19 protein-coding genes are annotated in these 14735 nt (G+C 69.6%); 7 read left to right on the plus strand and 12 right to left on the minus strand.

The window, feature by feature from the left end:
* Positions 1–44 precede the first annotated feature (44 nt).
* The 4 genes from VF330_RS16625 to VF330_RS16640 form a co-directional block, all read right to left on the minus strand.
* Positions 45–239 (minus strand): hypothetical protein, encoded by a 195-nt coding sequence (locus tag VF330_RS16625; protein WP_330852507.1) that lies wholly within the window; start codon positions 237–239, stop codon positions 45–47.
* A 10-nt stretch (positions 240–249) separates the two neighbouring features.
* Complete coding sequence (nagA, locus tag VF330_RS16630) at positions 250–1401, minus strand: N-acetylglucosamine-6-phosphate deacetylase (RefSeq protein ID WP_330852508.1); 1152 nt, start codon at positions 1399–1401, stop codon at positions 250–252.
* Positions 1401–2309, minus strand: a complete 909-nt coding sequence (locus VF330_RS16635) for an ROK family protein (RefSeq protein ID WP_330852509.1) — start codon at positions 2307–2309, stop codon at positions 1401–1403. The genes nagA and VF330_RS16635 overlap by 1 nt, the downstream gene beginning before the upstream one ends.
* Before the next feature lie 141 nt (positions 2310–2450).
* On the minus strand, positions 2451–3014 hold the full coding sequence (locus VF330_RS16640) for a SigE family RNA polymerase sigma factor (RefSeq protein WP_382418909.1): 564 nt from the start codon (positions 3012–3014) through the stop codon (positions 2451–2453).
* 40 nt (positions 3015–3054) lie between these two features.
* On the opposite strand from VF330_RS16640, the gene VF330_RS16645 reads away from it, so the two are divergent.
* Complete coding sequence (locus VF330_RS16645) at positions 3055–3333, plus strand: YciI family protein (RefSeq protein ID WP_330852510.1); 279 nt, start codon at positions 3055–3057, stop codon at positions 3331–3333.
* A 67-nt stretch (positions 3334–3400) separates the two neighbouring features.
* Here the strand turns inward: VF330_RS16645 and VF330_RS16650 are convergent, their stop codons facing one another.
* The 3 genes from VF330_RS16650 to VF330_RS16660 all read right to left on the minus strand — a co-directional run bounded on the left by VF330_RS16650 (position 3401) and on the right by VF330_RS16660 (position 5593).
* Positions 3401–4252, minus strand: coding sequence for an SDR family oxidoreductase (locus VF330_RS16650; RefSeq protein ID WP_330852511.1), 852 nt, complete (start codon positions 4250–4252; stop codon positions 3401–3403).
* A gap of 44 nt (positions 4253–4296) precedes the next feature.
* Entirely contained in the window at positions 4297–5223 is a 927-nt protein-coding gene (locus VF330_RS16655; RefSeq protein ID WP_330852512.1) for an aldo/keto reductase, read from the minus strand.
* Between the two features lie 85 nt (positions 5224–5308).
* Positions 5309–5593: a DUF427 domain-containing protein gene (locus VF330_RS16660; protein ID WP_330852513.1), complete on the minus strand. Its 285-nt coding sequence runs from the start codon at positions 5591–5593 to the stop codon at positions 5309–5311.
* Between the two features lie 29 nt (positions 5594–5622).
* On the opposite strand from VF330_RS16660, the gene VF330_RS16665 reads away from it, so the two are divergent.
* The gene (locus tag VF330_RS16665) at positions 5623–6414 is read left to right on the plus strand and encodes an LLM class F420-dependent oxidoreductase (protein WP_330852514.1); all 792 of its coding nucleotides are present in this window, start codon (positions 5623–5625) and stop codon (positions 6412–6414) included.
* A gap of 55 nt (positions 6415–6469) precedes the next feature.
* On the plus strand, positions 6470–7504 hold the full coding sequence (fbaA, locus tag VF330_RS16670) for a class II fructose-bisphosphate aldolase (protein WP_330852515.1): 1035 nt from the start codon (positions 6470–6472) through the stop codon (positions 7502–7504).
* A gap of 48 nt (positions 7505–7552) precedes the next feature.
* Here fbaA and VF330_RS16675 read toward each other — a convergent pair whose 3' ends face one another.
* Positions 7553–8380, minus strand: a complete 828-nt coding sequence (locus tag VF330_RS16675; RefSeq protein ID WP_330852516.1) for an SDR family oxidoreductase — start codon at positions 8378–8380, stop codon at positions 7553–7555.
* 84 nt (positions 8381–8464) lie between these two features.
* On the opposite strand from VF330_RS16675, the gene VF330_RS16680 reads away from it, so the two are divergent.
* A complete protein-coding gene (locus tag VF330_RS16680; protein ID WP_330852517.1) occupies positions 8465–8836 on the plus strand; it encodes a helix-turn-helix domain-containing protein in 372 nt (123 codons plus the stop codon).
* Here the strand turns inward: VF330_RS16680 and VF330_RS16685 are convergent.
* Positions 8816–9931 carry a hypothetical protein gene (locus VF330_RS16685; protein WP_330852518.1) on the minus strand — a complete coding sequence of 372 codons (1116 nt, stop codon included), beginning with the start codon at positions 9929–9931 and terminating at the stop codon, positions 8816–8818. The two genes, VF330_RS16680 and VF330_RS16685, sit on opposite strands and share 21 nt — an antisense overlap.
* A gap of 240 nt (positions 9932–10171) precedes the next feature.
* On the opposite strand from VF330_RS16685, the gene VF330_RS16690 reads away from it, so the two are divergent.
* Together VF330_RS16690 and VF330_RS16695 are read left to right on the plus strand one after the other, a co-directional pair.
* Positions 10172–10582 carry a DUF3151 domain-containing protein gene (locus VF330_RS16690; protein WP_330852519.1) on the plus strand — a complete coding sequence of 137 codons (411 nt, stop codon included), beginning with the start codon at positions 10172–10174 and terminating at the stop codon, positions 10580–10582.
* A 6-nt stretch (positions 10583–10588) separates the two neighbouring features.
* Positions 10589–11749: an FUSC family protein gene (locus tag VF330_RS16695; RefSeq protein ID WP_330852520.1), complete on the plus strand. Its 1161-nt coding sequence runs from the start codon at positions 10589–10591 to the stop codon at positions 11747–11749.
* On the opposite strand, the gene VF330_RS16700 is transcribed toward VF330_RS16695, so the two are convergent.
* The 3 genes from VF330_RS16700 to VF330_RS16710 form a co-directional block, all read right to left on the minus strand.
* The gene (locus VF330_RS16700; RefSeq protein ID WP_325521055.1) at positions 11658–11909 is read right to left on the minus strand and encodes a hypothetical protein; all 252 of its coding nucleotides are present in this window, start codon (positions 11907–11909) and stop codon (positions 11658–11660) included. The two genes, VF330_RS16695 and VF330_RS16700, sit on opposite strands and share 92 nt — an antisense overlap.
* The gene (locus tag VF330_RS16705; protein WP_330852521.1) at positions 11909–12538 is read right to left on the minus strand and encodes an HNH endonuclease family protein; all 630 of its coding nucleotides are present in this window, start codon (positions 12536–12538) and stop codon (positions 11909–11911) included. Before VF330_RS16705 ends, VF330_RS16700 begins: the two co-directional genes overlap by 1 nt.
* A 125-nt stretch (positions 12539–12663) precedes the next feature.
* The gene (locus VF330_RS16710) at positions 12664–13272 is read right to left on the minus strand and encodes a hypothetical protein (RefSeq protein ID WP_330852522.1); all 609 of its coding nucleotides are present in this window, start codon (positions 13270–13272) and stop codon (positions 12664–12666) included.
* 110 nt (positions 13273–13382) lie between these two features.
* On the opposite strand from VF330_RS16710, the gene VF330_RS16715 reads away from it, so the two are divergent.
* Positions 13383–14672: an adenylosuccinate synthase gene (locus VF330_RS16715; RefSeq protein ID WP_330852523.1), complete on the plus strand. Its 1290-nt coding sequence runs from the start codon at positions 13383–13385 to the stop codon at positions 14670–14672.
* Positions 14673–14735 lie beyond the last annotated feature (63 nt).

A 14735-nucleotide genomic window follows, 5' to 3' on the forward strand; every position in this document is an offset into this window, starting at 1 on the left:
CCAGTCAGGGCCCAATGCAACAGTCACGGACCCAACGGTACAGGTCAGCTGAGCGTGATCACCGCGGCCACCGTGCCCGCTGCCAGGCCCAACAGCAGCGCGAGGCCCAGCACCCACCACACGGACACGGGTGCCGGACGCTCGTCAGCAATTGGGACATGTGCGACAAATCCGGCATTAGTGCTGGTCGCCTGCGCTCTCAGGGCGTCGGTCACCAAGCGCTCCGGATCGTCCGCCATGCACCCCGCCCTAGTCCTTGACCCACTCGCCCCCGGCCAACACGTCCTTCGGCTTCAATTCTGCATCCAGCACGACGAGGTCGGCCGCACAGCCCGCCTGGACCTTGCCGGTGTCGAGCCCGAGCAGCTCGGCGCCGCGGGTCGCCGTGGCGTAGGCGGCCTCCACGAGCGTCAGCCCGCAGGAGTTGACGGCGTTGCGGAACGCCACGTCCATCGTCAGCGTGCTGCCGGCCAGCGCGGCGCCGCCCGCCAGCGTCGGCACGCCGTCGACGACGCGCACTTCCAGGCCGCCGACGTCGTACACGCCGTCGCCGACACCGGCCGCCGCGATGGCGTCGGTGATCAGGACCGTGCGCTTGAGGCCGGCGTGGCGCGCGGCGAGGCGGACCGACGTCGGGTGCAGGTGCACGAGGTCGCAGATGAGCTCGACGGTGACGCGTTCGTCGTCCAGCAGCGCGCCGATCGGGCCGGGTTCGCGGTGGTGCAGCGGCCGCATGCCGTTGAACAGGTGCGTGGCCACCGAGGCGCCGGCGTCGACGGCGGGCCGGACCTGCGCCTCCGTGGCGTCGGTGTGGCCGATGGCGGCGATGACGTCGTTGTCGACGAGCTGCCGCACGGCCTGGACCGCGCCCTCCAGCTCGGGTGCGACGGTGATCATGCGGACGGTGCCCTTGCCCGCGTCGAGCAGCTTCGTCACCGAGGTCTGCTCCGGCGGGCACAGGATCGCCGGGTCGTGCGCGCCGCAGCGGGCGGCGGACAGGAACGGGCCCTCCAGGTGGATGCCCGCGACGACGCCCTCCTGGACCAGCTCGGCCAGCGCGGACACCTGGTCGGCCAGCTCCGGCACCGGCCGCGAGACCAGCGAGGCCAGCAGCGTCGTGGTGCCGTGCCTGCGGTGCGCGGCGGCCGCCTTGCGGATCTTCACCGGGTCGCTGCTGGTGAACGCGTCGCCGCCACCGCCGTGGCAGTGGATGTCGACGAACCCCGGCACGATCGTGCCCCCGCCGACGTCGGTCGTCGGTCCGTCGGGCGCGGCGCCCTGACCGACCGCGGCGATCCGGCCGTCGCGGACGCTCACCCACCCGTTCTCGAGCACCCCGTCCGGCGTGACGACCCGACCACCGGTCAGGGTCACGTCGACAGGTCCACCCCACGTGCTCATCACGCCTCCAGCGTGTCGATGGCCAGCAGCGCCGCGCCGAGGAAGCCCGCCTCGTCGCCGAGCGCCGCGAGCCGCAGCTCCGGTCGGCGCTGGAAGGCGATCAGCCCGTCCAGCCTTTCCCTCACCGGCTCCACCAGCAGGTCTCCTGCGAGTGCGAGCCCACCGCCGAGCACGACGGCCTCGGGACCGAGCAGCGTCGCCAGCACCAGGATCCCCCTGGCCAGCGCGTCCACGGCCTCGTGCCAGACGGCCACGGCGTCCTGCTCCCCGTCGCGCACCCTCCGTGCGACCTCGGCGGCGCCGTTGACGGGGGTGCCGGTACGTGCGGTGTACCGGCGGGCGATCGCCGCGGAGGACGCCACCGTCTCCACGCAGCCGATCTGGCCACAGGCGCACGGTTCGCCGTGGCCCACGTCCACGTGGCCGATCTCGCCGGCGAAGCCGCCGGCGCTGAAGATCTTGCCGTCGAGCAGCAGCGCACCGGCGATCCCCGTGCCGATGGGCATGATCACGGCGTTGCGCAGGTCCTTCGCGGCGCCCATGCGGCACTCGGCCAGGCCCGCGGCGCGCACGTCGTGGCCGAACGCGGTCGGCACGCCGAGCCGTTCGGTGAGGACGGTGCTGAACGGGAACCGGCTCCACGGCAGGTTGGCCGTGTACACGCCGACGCCGCCGGCCTCGTCCACGATGCCCGGCGCCACGACTCCCACGGCGTCGATCTCGTGCTCGGAGGCGCCGCCGAGCTCCGCGACGAGCTCGGCGATCACGTCGAGCAGGGGCTCCAGCTCGGTCGGCGTCGCCCTGCGCGCGTGCTTCTGCGCCGCCACCTCGTCCGAGGTACCGGTGACCAGAGCCGCCTTGGTTTCGGTGCCACCGATGTCGACGGCGACCACGTGTCTGCGTGCCACGGGGACTGATCCTGCGGCATGGGAGGGCTATTGGTCTATACCAAGCACCGGATTGGGCGCGCGTTCCCGCGCGCTGAAACCGCCCGCATCGGGCAAAACGGCGTCAACTGCGGAAACTGTGAAGTTCGCTGCCTGTCGCGGTCAGCCGGCCATGATCTTCTGCAGGGCGTCGAGGGCGCGGGACGCCGTCGACTTCACGGTGCCCTTCGAGATGCCGGTGGCCTCGGCGATCTCGGCCTCGGACAGGTCGCCGTAGTAGCGCAGCACGAGCACCTCGCGCTGGCGCGGCGGCAGCTGCTGCAACGCCTTGACCACGGCCTGGTGCTCCGCGGTCAGCATGGCGAGCGACTCGGCCGAGCGCGCGTTCGCCACGTGCGGCGGTGTGTAGTCGCGGGCGGTCTTGCGGCGGCGCAGCACGCTGCGCGAGCCGTTGACCACGGCGGTGCGGAGGTAGCCCACGGCGGCCTGTGCGTCGCGCAGGCCCTTCCAGTTGCGGTGCAGACCGGTGAAGGCCTCCTGCACCACGTCCTCGGCTGTCGCGGGTTCGTCCACGAGCAGCAGCGCGAGCCTGATGAGACGCATGCGGTGCTGCTTGTACAGGTCTTCGAGCGTGAGCGGCCCTGTGGGAGGTCCTGCGACGCCGTCCTTGATTCGCAGGTTGGTCAGGGTGTCCTGCACGGTGCGCGGTGTTTCGTCGCCAACCACAAGGTAGGACGGTACCGGTCACCGTCGCTACGGTGGTCGCATGGCCCGCTTTGCAGTCGAATTGGTGTTCGGCCCGGATCGCGAGAAGCGCCTCGCGGTGCGCCCCGAACACCGCGAGTACATCGCCTCCCTCGCCGAGAGGGGCGTGATCCTGGCATCAGGTCCCTACGCGGACGACGCCGGCGCGTTGATCATCTACGAGGCGGAGGACGAGGCGGCGGTGAAGGAGATCATCGCCGCCGACCCGTACACGCCCGCGGGCGTCGCGGAGTGGACGATCCGCGAGTGGACCCCGCTGATGGGCCCCTGGATCCAGTGACGTGGCCGCGCCTCCGGCGCGGCGGCGAGTTCGTCCTGAAGCCGGTCGTCCGGCACGAACTCGCAAATCAGCGGTCCGCTGCCCGCCCACCCGGCCCGACCAGCCCCGACGTGTCGTTCGCCGCCATCTGCCGGTCGGCGTCGGCCACCTCTTTCGCGGACTGGCGGTCCACGACCACTGGCGTGAACGCGCGGAAGTACTTCACCGCGCCGACCCAGCCGGGGACGTGGACCGCCTTCGCGCGCTTCTCGATGCCCTTGACCACGGCCCTGCCGACGTTGCGGACCGGGTACTTCTTGCTCGCGAGCCCCGGCATGCCCTGGCGCAGCTTTCCGAACACGGGGTGCTCGTCGGCGCTGTTGACCATGTCCGTGGCGATCCACGAGAAGTAGGCCGTGCCGACGCCGACGCCCAGGTGCCTGACCTCGGCGCGCAGGCTGTCCGCGAACGCCTCGCTGCCCGCCTTCGCCGCCGAGTAGGCCGCGTTGCCGGGGATGTGGACGATCGCCGCGAGCGACGACACGACCAGGCAGTAACCGCGGCTCTTGATGAGGTGCGGCAGTGCAGTGCGAACCGTGCGCCACACTCCGAGCAGGTTGACCTCGATGACCCGTTCGAACGCCTTCGGGTCCATCGACCGCACGAACCCGGTGGCCGCGATGCCCGCGTTCGCGACCACGACGTCGATGCCGCCGAAGTGCTCGGCGACCTCGTTCGTGACGCGTTCGAGCACGTCCCAGTCGGTGACGTCGGCTTCCCACGCCTTGCCGCCGGTCTGCCGCGCCACCTCGTCGAGCTGGGCTTTCTCCAGCCCGACGAGCGCGAGACGTGCCCCGCGCGCGGCCAGCTGCCTCGCCACCTCGGCGCCGATGCCCCTGGCCGCGCCGGTGATCAGTACCACCTTGCCCGTGACGTCCATGCCGTCACGGTAACGCAACCTACTCCCGGTAAGCTACTGGCAAGTTAAATTGCGCTGAGCCGGTTCACCTCGTCCTCGGAGAGTTCGAGCGTGAGCACCGGCGTGAGGTCGTTGAGCTGCTCCAACGTCCGTGCGGACGCGATCGGCGCGGCCACCGTCGGCTGCTGCGCGAGCCACGCGAGGGCGACCGCGGCCACCGTCGTCGCGTGCGTCTCGGCCAGCTCGTCGAGCACTTCGAGGACCTCGAGCCCGTGCTCGTCGAGGTGCTGCGAGGCCGCGCCGGCCCTGGCGCTCTCGACGGCGACACCCGGCCGGTACTTGCCGGTCAGGAAGCCCTTGGCGAGCGAGAAGTAGGGCACCGTGGCCAGCCCGTGCTCAGCCACCGCCTGCTGCAGCGGCCCCTCGAACTTGTCGCGGCTGACCAGGTTGTACTCGGGCTGCAACGCCACGAACTTCGCGAAGCCCTCGCGTTCCTGGATCTCCAGCGCCCGCGTCAGCCGCTCGGCGGAGAAGTTGGACGCGGCGACGTACCGGACCTTGCCCTGCTTCACCAGCTCGTCGTAGGCGGCGAGCGTCTCCTCGAGCGGCGTGTCCTGGTCGTCGAGGTGGTTGTAGTAGAGGTCGATGTGGTCGACGCCGAGCCGCTTCAGCGACCGCTCCGCGCTGGTGAGGATCGTGTCGCGCTTCTGGTTCTTGAAGCCGGCCAGCATGCCGACCTTGGTGGCGATGACGAGCCGGTCGCGGTCGGATCGCCCGGCCAGCCACCTGCCGATGATCGTCTCGGACTCGCCGCCGGAGTTGCCCTCCGCCCAGGCCGAGTAGACGTCGGCGGTGTCGACGAAGTTGCCGCCGGCCGCCACGAAGGCGTCGAGCACGGCGATCGACTGGGCCTCGTCGGCGGTCCAGCCGAACACGTTGCCGCCCAGGCAGAGCCGGGACACGGTCAGGTCTGTGGTGCTCAAGATCCCCATGGCCGAACGGTAGTTCGTCGCGGGCGGGGAGACACGACGGCGGGCGCGGCCGGCCCGCGGGAGGACGGCCGGCCCGGCACGTCGGTCAGGGCGTGACCTCGACGCCCTTCCAGAACGCGACCCGTCCCTTGATCTGCGCCGCGGCTTCCTTCGGCTCGGCGTAGTACCAGGCCGCGTCGCGGTTCTCCGCGCCGTCGACCTGCAGGGAGAAGTAGTTCGCGGTGCCCTTCCACGGGCAGACCGTGGTGTAGTCGGACGCCTTCAGCACGTCCGGGTCCACGGAGTCGAGAGGGAAGTAGTGGTTGCTTTCGACGATCACCGTGTCGTCGCTCGAAGCGATGACCTTGCCGTTCCACCGTGCGGTTGCCATGTCATCCACTATGCCCCCACGCTCGGGGCGTGACGACTTTCGGAACTTTCGGCGTGTGGGGCTCGGAGCAGAACTGGTCGGTGGAGGAGGTCTCGGAGCTCGAACGGCTGGGCTTCGGCGCGTTCTGGCTGGGTGGGTCGCCGCCTGCGGACCTGGAGTTCGCGGAGCGCCTGCTGCGGGCGACCGGGTCGCTGACCGTCGCCACCGGCATCGTGAACGTCTGGCAGTCCGAGCCGGAGGAGCTCGCCCGCTCGTTCGAGCGCATCGGCGGCGACCGGCTGGTGCTGGGCGTCGGGGCCGGGCACCGGCAGCTCGACCAGGCCTACGAGAAGCCCTACGTCAAGCTCACGGACTACCTCGACCGGCTCGACGTGCCCCGCGACAGGATCGTCCTGGCCGCGCTCGGGCCGCGAGTTCTCCGGCTCGCCGCCGAACGGACCGCGGGCGCGCACCCGTACCTCGTCCCCGTCCGGCACACGGCCGACGCTCGCGAGATCCTCGGGCCGGACAAGCTCCTCGCGCCCGAAGTCACCGTCGTGGTCGAGGAGGACGCCGACCAGGCGCGGCGGATCGCGCGCGAGAAGCTGGCACTCTACTTCGGGCTCACCAACTACACGAGCAACTGGTTGCGCTGGGGTTTCACCGAGGACGACATCGCGGACCACGGCTCCGACGACTTGATCGATGCACTCGTACCGCACGGTAACCCCGGCCAGGTGGCGGAGAAGCTGCGCGCCCACCTGGACGCGGGCGCCGACCACGTGGCCATCCAGTCCCTGAACGGGCACTATGCCGAGCTGGCCACCGCGTTGGGGTTGTGACCCGGCCTCGTAGGATGCGGTCGACACCCGTCAGGGCGCCTGAGGAGGACCACCGATGCCCATCGCAACTCCCGAGGTCTACGCGGAGATGCTGGACCGGGCCAAGGCGAACGAGTTCGCCTACCCCGCCATCAACGTCACGTCGTCGGAGACGCTCAACGCGGCTCTGCGCGGCTTCGCCGAGGCTGAGAGCGACGGCATCATCCAGGTCTCGACCGGCGGTGCCGAGTTCGCCTCGGGCACCAAGGTCAAGGACATGGTGACCGGCGCCGTGGCGCTCGCCGAGTACGCGCACGTCGTGGCCGCGAAGTACCCGGTCAACATCGCGCTGCACACGGACCACTGCCCGAAGGACAAGCTCGACGCGTACGTGCGTCCGCTGATCGCGATCAGCCAGGAGCGGGTCGACAAGGGCGGCAACCCGCTCTTCCAGTCGCACATGTGGGACGGTTCCGCCGTGCCGCTGGAGGAGAACCTCCAGATCGCGTCCGAGCTGCTCGACCTCTCAGCCAAGGCGAAGCTCGTCCTCGAGATCGAGGTCGGCGTCGTCGGTGGCGAGGAGGACGGCGTCGACAACGAGATCAACGACAAGCTCTACACGACGCCAGAGGACTACCTGAAGACCGTCGAGGCGCTCGGCGCCGGTGAGAAGGGCCGCTACCTCCTCGCCGCGACGTTCGGCAACGTGCACGGCGTCTACAAGCCGGGCAACGTCAAGCTGCGCCCGGAGATCCTCAAGCAGGGCCAGGACGTCGTGGCGGAGAAGCTCGGCCTCGCGGCCGGCTCGAAGCCGTTCGACCTGGTCTTCCACGGCGGCTCCGGCTCGCTGCTCGAGGAGATCCACGAGGCCGTGTCGTACGGCGTCATCAAGATGAACATCGACACGGACACGCAGTACGCGTTCACCCGTCCGATCGCGGCGCACATGTTCGCGAACTACGACGGCGTGCTGAAGATCGACGGCGAGGTCGGCAACAAGAAGGCCTACGACCCGCGCAGCTACCTCAAGGCCGCCGAGCAGGCCATGGCCGCCCGCATCGCCTCGGCGTGCGAGCACCTCAAGTCGTCGGGCCGCATGATCGCGGGCTGACGCACCGGATGACGAAGGCCCCGGCGAGCTCGCCGGGGCCTTTTCGTGTCAGCGGAACGCCTCGACGTGGCGCCCCACCCAGTCGGCGAACGTGCGCGGGGCGCGCCCGAGGACCTTCTCGACGTCCGGGCTCACCGCCAGCTCGTCCGCGGTCGGCGAGCCGATGATGTCCAGGGTGTCGTCCGCTAGCTCGCCCGGCATCAGCTGTTCCATGCCGGCCTTGGCCTCGGCGCGGGTGAGCTCGTGGAACCGCACGGGCTCGCCGAGCGCGTCCGCGATCGCCTGCGTCTGCTGCCGCGGCGTGACCACCTCCGGCCCGGTGAGCTCGAGGACGCCGTTCCTGTCGCTGAGCAGGGCGGTGGCCGCGACCTCGGCGATGTCCGCCGGGTCGATCACCGGCACGCCGGTGTCGCCGAACGGCGCGGCGACGGTCCGCCGGGTGCGGACCGACTCCGCCCACCACAGCGCGTTGGACGCGAACCCGCCGGGACGCAGGACCGCCCAGTCGACCCCGGACTCGCGCAGCGCGTCCTCCAGCCCGCGCAGCTCGACCCGCGTCGTGCCGAACGGCCTGGTCCGCACGCCCAGCGAGGACAGCAGCACCACCCGGCCCACCCCGTGCGCGACGGCCCGTTCGACGAGGTGGACGGGACTGGCCCCCACGGCGTGCAGGTCTCCGGACAGCAGCAGGAACAACGCCTTCGCGCCCTCCAGCGGGACGGTGTCCGGCCGGGAGAGGTCGGCCCGGACGTGCCGCACGCCCTGCGGCACCTCGGCGTCGTTGCGCGACACGGCCACCACCTGCTCGCCCGCCTCGGCCAGCGCCCTCGTCAGCGGTCGCCCGATGTTCCCGGTCGCACCGGTCACCACGATCATGAACAGCTCCTTCGTCGTTGTGGGCACGACGCTAGGAACCGGGCTTACGTTTCGTAAGGACGTACCTGGAGGTAAGCTCCGGACATGGCGGTCGGAAAACAGTTCACGCTGGCCGGTGCGTCAGGGCGGTATGAGGTGTTTCACACCACCTGCCCCGCGCGCGAGATGGTCGACCACGTCACCAGCCGCTGGGGCATCTGGGTGCTGATCTCCCTGCAGACCAACGACCTCAGGTTCTTCGAGCTGCGCGAGAGCATCGTCGGCATCAGCGAGAAGATGCTGTCCCAGACGTTGCGCGGGCTCGTCGCCGACGGCCTGGTCTGGCGCAGGGTGGAGCCGACGACCCCGCCCCAGGTCACCTACGGGTTGACCGAGTTCGGGCGGGACGTCGGCGAGCCGCTGACCGATCTGTTCGACCGGATCACCAGCAGGTTGTCAGCCCAGTTCGAGTCGTGACGCGATCAGCCGCGCCTCCGGCCGGTGGATCATCATGTCCCCGACCGTCCACAGCACCGCCAGCAGCACGGCCGTGACCGCCGCCGAGGCGAACGCGATCGGCGGACCCCACAGGTACTCCTGCTGGAACCAGATGCCGACGTAGCCGACCGTCGTGACCGCGGCCGAGCCCAGCACGGCCGCGGCCGGCGTGGGCATCTTCACCGCGTGCGCCGCGTCGATCGCGAGCCCCACGAGGACCAGGAACAGCGGCACGGCGGACTTCGGGAAGTCGATGCCCGAGAGCAACGGCCAGATCAGGCACCGGTACGCGACATAACCGCCCACCACGGCGGTCGCGGCCCACGGCCTGTCGATCGTGCGCCGCGCGATGACCAGCACGATCGCCGCCGCGACGAGACCCCACACCGGGTAGACCCAGTCCGCGATCGGCAGCGCGAAGTGCACGACCGCCTCCCGCCCGACCGGCACGCCGAGCTGGTCGGCGGCGAACTGGAGCAGGATCGGCTCGGCCTCGGGCCTGCCGTTGTCGTAGGCCTGCAACGCGCGCACGCCGTACTCCTGGTGCTGGTTGGGGAACCAGACGTTCTCCAGGAAGAAGAACCACAGCGCGACGAGACCGAACGTCCGTGCGTTGCCCTCGGGGAAGTACTTCATCCACCCGCGGATCGCACCGGCGAGCATCACGGCGGTGCCGAGGTACAGCAGCGCGTGTGAACCACTCCACGACGTGATGTCGAGCCCGTTGATGCGGTGGTTGATGACGTCGATCGGCAGTGCGACGAGGAAGATCCCGCAGCCGATCTGCATGAGCCGCAACGTCAGCTTATCGACGCCGTACCCGGTGAACGTGTGGAACAGCGTCAACGCCACCACGATGACCGTGCCGACCGTGTTGATCAGATGCGGCGGCGCCAGGTCGTCGCGCAGCCACTTGAAGTGCCACGAGACGTCCCACGACGAGCCGATCAGCTTGAGGAGCAGTCCGACGAGCCACAGCCGGTAGAGCTGCTTCGTGAGCGACGCCGGTGTCTCCCTGCCCGGAACGCCCCGCTCCCAGTACTGGTCCCGGAACTGCCTTGCCCCCTGAATCATCCGCACATCATGAGCCGCCGTTCATTGATCATGTAGCGGAATCCACCCTGGTTTTACCCTGATGTTTCCAATTCGTGTGCTCGTGCGGGTGAACGGCGTTGATCTGAACGGCGCAGCCGGGCATCATGCACGGCCATGGGCAGGAAGTTGGTCGCGGCCGTGATCGTCACCGCGTTGGCGCTGGGTGTTGTGGCCACGGTCATGACGGTCTTCATCTCCTAGTGCGGCACGATGGGCCGCATGGTTGAGAACCTGCTCGGGCCCGAGCCGACCCGTCTTCCCGACCGTCCCGAGGCGCAGGCCGCCGCGGACGGTGGCACCGACCCCGCCAAGATCGTGCGGGCTTATCCGGACTTCTCCGAGGCTTGGGCGTTGCTGGCCGAGCGCTCGTTGCACGCGGGTGACCCGGTTGCCGCCTATGCGTATGCCCGTACCGGGTACCACCGGGGGCTGGACCAGCTGCGGCGGTCCGGGTGGAAGGGGTTCGGGCCCGTGCCGTGGGACCACCGGCCCAACCAGGGGTTCCTGCGCGCACTGGCGGCACTCGCCCGTGCCGCGCGCGAGATCGGCGAGGGGGAGGAGTGGGAGCGCTGCAGCACGTTCCTGGCCGACTCCGACCCGAAGGCCCCTGCCGCACTCGGCCTGGTCTGACCTGAGGTGGGTGCTGTCCGTGACGCTGTCGGGAGTGGGCTGACGCGGTGGCGTGCGGCCGCGTTGCCGATCGTCCAATGTGCACTGTCCGCTGGGCTGGCGTGGGTCTTCGCCACTCTCGTGATCGGGCACCAGCACCCGTTCTTCGCGCCGATCGCCGCCGTCGTCTGTCTCGGCGTCTCGCTGGGGCAGCGGCTGCGGCGGGTCGGTGAGCTTGTCGTCGGCGTGTCCGTCGGGGTGGGGGTCGGGGACGCGCTGATCGGGTGGATCGGTAGTGGGCCGTGGCAGATCGCGCTGGTCGTGGCGTTGGCGATGTCCACTGCCGTGTTGCTCGACGGTGGCACGGTCATCGCGTTGCAGGCCGGGAGCAGTGCGGTGCTGGTGGCCACGTTGCTGCCGCCCAGTGCCGGCGGCGGGTTCGACCGGATGATCGACGCGCTCACCGGTGGGCTGGTGGGGCTCGCCGTCGCGGCGCTCATTCCCGCCAACCCCATCATGGTGGCGCAGCGGCAGCTCAAGGCGTTGACGAACACGCTCAGCGGCGCGTTGAGAAACCTCGCCGCGGCGCTCGACGAGAAGGACTCGGTCAAGGCCGCCGGGGTGCTGGCCGAGCTGCGGACCAGCCAGGACGCGATCGACGCCTACCGGTCGGCGTTGCAGACCGGCAGTGAGATCGCGAAGATCGCGCCCATTCGGTGGCGGTCCAAGGACGAGCTCAGCCGGTACCAGACCGCGGCCGGGCCGGTGGACTACGCGATTCGCAACACCCGTGTGCTGGCGCGGCGGACCATGGCGGCGTTGAAGGCGCAGGAGCGGATTCCCGACGGTGTGCCCGAGGTGCTGAAGAGCTACGCGGACGCCGTCGACTGCCTCAGGGGCGAGCTGGAGAAGGGCAGGGAGCCCAGCGGGACGCGGGAGGCCGTGCGGGACGCCGCGCGGGAGCTCACCGCGCGGCGTCTCGGCGGGGACGGGTTCTCGTCCAAGGTCGTGCTCGCGCAGATCCGCAGTGTCGCGGTGGACCTGCTGCAGGCGACGGGGCTGAGCCGGAGCGAGGCGATGGAGGCGTTGCCGCCGCTCAGCCCTCCGGCCGGTTCAGGATCCCCAGCAGCAGGGAGTGCACCTGCTCGTGGTCCTGAGGATCAGCCAGGGCGCACGAACCGCCCGTGATCGCGTACCACTCCTCCGCGCCCTCGTAGCGGACCAGCGCGCGCAGCTTCCCGTCGTCGGAGAGCTCCGTGCACAGCTCGAGGTCGCCGGTGACGACGCCGACCTCGTCGGTCATCACGCCGCCGGGGCCCGCCACGAAGAGCGAGGAGTGGGACGCCATCAGCACCTTCCGAGCATGCCCGTCAGTTCGGTCTTCTCCGCCGAGTTCACGCTGAGGCTCCAGCGGTACTTGGTGTGTACCCACATCTTCGCGTAGGTGCACCAGTACGACGACAGCGGAGGCTTCCACGTCGCCGGGGTCTGGTCGCCCTTCGCCTGGTTCACGTTGTCCGTGACCGCGATCAGCTGCGGGCCGGACAGGTCGTTGGCGAACGACTGGCGCTGCGCCGTGGTCCAGGACGACGCTCCCGACCTCCAGGCGGCCGCCAGGGGCACGACGTGGTCGATGTCGACGTCGGAGGCCGCCGACCACGTCGCGCCGTCGTAGGGCGAGAACCAGGTGCCCGAGGTGGCGGCGCACGACGAGTCGGTCACCACGTTCGAGCCGTCGCGCTTCAGCACGGTCTCGCGGGTGTTGCAGGTACCCGACTGGGTGATCCAGTGGGGGAACTTGTCGCGCGAATAGCCCGTCATCGAGCCGTCCGCGCGCACGGTGAGTCCGGCCAATTCCGACTTGGCCGTGGCGGCGCTGGGGATGTTCGGTGGTGTCGCGAGTGCAGGGGTAACGAAACCAATGGTGAGAGCCACCGCGGTGACCGTGACACCAATGATCCGTTGAACTTTTGACATCATCCCGACCTTCCTCGTTGGAAAGTGATCGGGACCCACCCTCAGTCACGCTCTGGAATTAGGCAATGCCTTCGAGTGACACTCTGTCGAATTACAAGTTGACAGATAGTCCGTCAAGGCAATGGCTAGACGCCTCGAACGAGCCTCAGGTCCTCGGTGTGGCGGTACCAGGTCCACTTGTCGACCGGCCGCGGGTGCCGGTGCCCGTCGAGCACGGCCGTCGTGGGCAGGCAGCCGAGCTGGAACGCGCGCGGCCGGCTCTCCTTGACCTTGGAGCCGAACAGGCGCTTGTTGACGATCCTGACCACGAGCCCGAGGCCGCCCTCGGTGTCGGGCGTGCACTCGATCCGGGACGCCTGGCCGCGCAGCACGTTGTCCGCGTCGCTGTACCCGACGCCACGAACGGGCGAAAGCACGCCGAGTCCCATGAGGACACCGCCGACGTCGTCGCGCACGAGCGGAACGGGATCCACGTCACCGTTGAGGGCGATGTCCAAGGCGCGTTCCTGGTTCGTCGAAAGCCCCCACAGGGCGGCCACCGCGGACTCGCCGGTGGGCACGTAACCCAGTGCGACCGAACCGAGCTTCTCCTTGCGCAGCAACCGGACCGCGACCGCGGCCAGGTCGGCGTCGGTGCCCACGACGACGAGCCGTTCCGCGTCCAGGCGAGGGTCGACGTGGTCCTTGCCGGGGCGAGCGGGGACGACGTGGACGTCGTCACGCTGGGTGATCATTGGCGACTGCGTGTTTCCGCAGGCCAACACGATTCCGTGCACGGTCATCTCCTGGTCTACCCTCGCTTACCGGCGTTCGCTCGAACCAGTCCAAGCGCTTGGAGTTTCACATGCCGGCCGTCGTGCTGATCGGTGCCCAGTGGGGCGATGAGGGCAAGGGGAAGGCCACCGACATCCTCGGTGAGCGTGTCCAGTGGATCGTCCGCTACCAGGGCGGCAACAACGCGGGTCACACCGTGGTCCTCCCGGACGGCCAGAAGTTCGCCCTCCACCTCATCCCGTCGGGCATCCTCACACCCGGTGTGAAGAACGTGATCGGCAACGGTGTCGTGGTCGACCCCGGCGTGCTGCTCGAGGAGCTCGCGGGCCTGGAGGAGAAGAACGTCGACACCAGCAGCCTGCTGATCTCGTCGGACGCGCACTTGATCATGCCGTACCACGTGGCCATCGACAAGGTGACCGAGCGCTACCTGGGCAAGGCGAAGATCGGCACGACCGGTCGCGGCATCGGCCCCGCCTACCAGGACAAGCTCGCCCGCGTCGGCGTCCGCGCGCAGGACCTGCTGGACGAGAAGATCCTGCGACAGAAGGTCGAGGCCGCCCTGGACTTCAAGAACCAGGTGCTGGTCAAGGTCTACAACCGCAAGGCGCTCGACCCCGACCAGGTCGTCGACCAGGTCCTGGAGCGCGGCCAGCACTTCGTGCACCGCATCGCCGACACCCGCCTGCTGCTCAACCAGGCGCTCGACCGCGACGAGATCGTGCTGCTGGAGGGCTCGCAGGGCACCCTGCTCGACGTCGACCACGGCACCTACCCGTTCGTCACCTCGTCGAACCCGACGTCCGGCGGCGCGGCCGTGGGCTCCGGTGTCGGCCCGACGCGGATCAACACCGTGATCGGCATCCTGAAGGCCTACACGACGCGCGTGGGCTCCGGTCCGTTCCCGACCGAGCTGAACGACGACATGGGCGAGTTCCTGCGCAAGCAGGGCGGCGAGTTCGGCGTCACGACGGGCCGTTCGCGGCGCACCGGCTGGTTCGACGCCGTGATCGCCCGCTACGCCTCTCGCGTCAACGGCATCACCGACTACTTCCTCACGAAGCTGGACGTGTTGTCGGGCCTGGAGAAGGTGCCGGTCTGCGTCGGGTACGAAGTGGACGGCCGCCGGGTCGACGAGATGCCGATGACGCAGACCGACGTGCACCACGCCGTCCCGGTGTACGAGGAGCTGCCGGGCTGGTTCGAGGACATCTCCGGCTGCCGTTCGTTCGACGAGCTGCCGGCCAACGCCCGCTCCTACGTCGAGTACCTGGAGAGCATCAGCGGCGCCCGCGTGTCGGCGATCGGCGTCGGCCCCGGCCGCGACCAGACGATCGTCCGCCACGACGTTCTCGGCTGACACCGACTATCTCGAAGTACGACGCGTTTTCACGATTTGGGCGTCGTTGACGAAGGGCCACGG

Origin of the sequence: Lentzea sp. (assembly GCF_036380075.1) — a bacterium.
Classification (GTDB): Bacteria; Actinomycetota; Actinomycetes; order Mycobacteriales; family Pseudonocardiaceae; genus Lentzea.

Bases quoted from the DNA above. Each gene is read 5' to 3' on its own strand.
- VF330_RS16625 (WP_330852507.1), bottom strand. From the start codon at position 239: ATGGCGGACGATCCGGAGCGCTTGGTGACCGACGCCCTGAGAGCGCAG.
- nagA (WP_330852508.1), bottom strand. From the start codon at position 1,401: ATGAGCACGTGGGGTGGACCTGTCGACGTGACCCTGACCGGTGGTCGG.
- VF330_RS16645 (WP_330852510.1), top strand. From the start codon at position 3,055: ATGGCCCGCTTTGCAGTCGAATTGGTGTTCGGCCCGGATCGCGAGAAG.
- VF330_RS16650 (WP_330852511.1), bottom strand. From the start codon at position 4,252: ATGGACGTCACGGGCAAGGTGGTACTGATCACCGGCGCGGCCAGGGGC.
- VF330_RS16655 (WP_330852512.1), bottom strand. From the start codon at position 5,223: ATGGGGATCTTGAGCACCACAGACCTGACCGTGTCCCGGCTCTGCCTG.
- VF330_RS16660 (WP_330852513.1), bottom strand. From the start codon at position 5,593: ATGGCAACCGCACGGTGGAACGGCAAGGTCATCGCTTCGAGCGACGAC.
- fbaA (WP_330852515.1), top strand. From the start codon at position 6,470: ATGCCCATCGCAACTCCCGAGGTCTACGCGGAGATGCTGGACCGGGCC.
- VF330_RS16675 (WP_330852516.1), bottom strand. From the start codon at position 8,380: ATGATCGTGGTGACCGGTGCGACCGGGAACATCGGGCGACCGCTGACG.
- VF330_RS16680 (WP_330852517.1), top strand. From the start codon at position 8,465: ATGGCGGTCGGAAAACAGTTCACGCTGGCCGGTGCGTCAGGGCGGTAT.
- VF330_RS16685 (WP_330852518.1), bottom strand. From the start codon at position 9,931: ATGATTCAGGGGGCAAGGCAGTTCCGGGACCAGTACTGGGAGCGGGGC.
- VF330_RS16690 (WP_330852519.1), top strand. From the start codon at position 10,172: ATGGTTGAGAACCTGCTCGGGCCCGAGCCGACCCGTCTTCCCGACCGT.
- VF330_RS16700 (WP_325521055.1), bottom strand. From the start codon at position 11,909: ATGGCGTCCCACTCCTCGCTCTTCGTGGCGGGCCCCGGCGGCGTGATG.
- VF330_RS16705 (WP_330852521.1), bottom strand. From the start codon at position 12,538: ATGTCAAAAGTTCAACGGATCATTGGTGTCACGGTCACCGCGGTGGCT.
- VF330_RS16710 (WP_330852522.1), bottom strand. From the start codon at position 13,272: ATGATCACCCAGCGTGACGACGTCCACGTCGTCCCCGCTCGCCCCGGC.
- VF330_RS16715 (WP_330852523.1), top strand. From the start codon at position 13,383: ATGCCGGCCGTCGTGCTGATCGGTGCCCAGTGGGGCGATGAGGGCAAG.